General features: G+C 68.0%; 1 protein-coding gene. It reads left to right on the top strand.

The window, feature by feature from the left end; translation table 11 throughout:
• Nucleotides 1–221 precede the first annotated feature (221 nt).
• A partial coding sequence (locus EIO00_RS23990) for a hypothetical protein (RefSeq protein ID WP_140182718.1) occupies nt 222–694 on the top strand: 473 nt, incomplete at its 3' end.

The following is a 694-nucleotide window of genomic DNA, read 5'->3' as shown; positions in this document are numbered from 1 at the left end:
GTGGAGATCCACCGCCCCCTGCCCGACCCGCTGCGCACGCTGGTCCCCGTCGCCGCCATCGCCCTGGACATGATCTTCTTCGAAGAGAAGGACTGGCCGCTCGACTGACGGCGCGGCAGAGTTCGGCCGTCCTGACGGCCGACCCGCCGGGTGAACGACGACGCGACCGAAACCGAGTCCGAGTGCGAAGAGCACGCCGCTGGCTATGGAAAGGGCGTCCGATGAGCGATCTGTTCACTTCGCCGTTGCTGTGGGTGGAGCAGCCGCTGCGGCTTCCGGCGGACAAGTCCGACTACAAGGTCCTCGACGGCCGTGGCGCGGTGATCGCCAAGGGCGTCGAGCCGGGGATCGGGCTGGGCACCCAGGTCATACGCGCCGTCGACCAGATCCTGTGCTCCACCGACCGCAGAACCGACGTCCCCCGGCGCCTGGTCGAGGTGCGCGACCCGAACGACGCGGTGCTGCTGAAGGTCGAGTCGCACGTCAAGAAGAGCGCGACGGTGCTGAGCCCCAGCGGCGATCGGATCGGCAGCTTCGACCTTCCGCGCCGCGGGCTCACCTACAAACGGTGGATCATCAATGACCACGCCGGCCGGCAGGTCGGTCGGCTGCACAGCAACGCCTCACTCCGACGCGTCACCGTGCTGGACGCCTATGAGACGCCGATCGCCCAGATCGACAAGAAGTGGACCGG

It is taken from the genome of Thermomonospora catenispora, assembly GCF_006363815.1.
Lineage (GTDB): Bacteria > Actinomycetota > Actinomycetes > Streptosporangiales > Streptosporangiaceae > Thermomonospora > Thermomonospora catenispora.
This window is presented reverse-complemented; position numbering and strand designations above follow the sequence as displayed.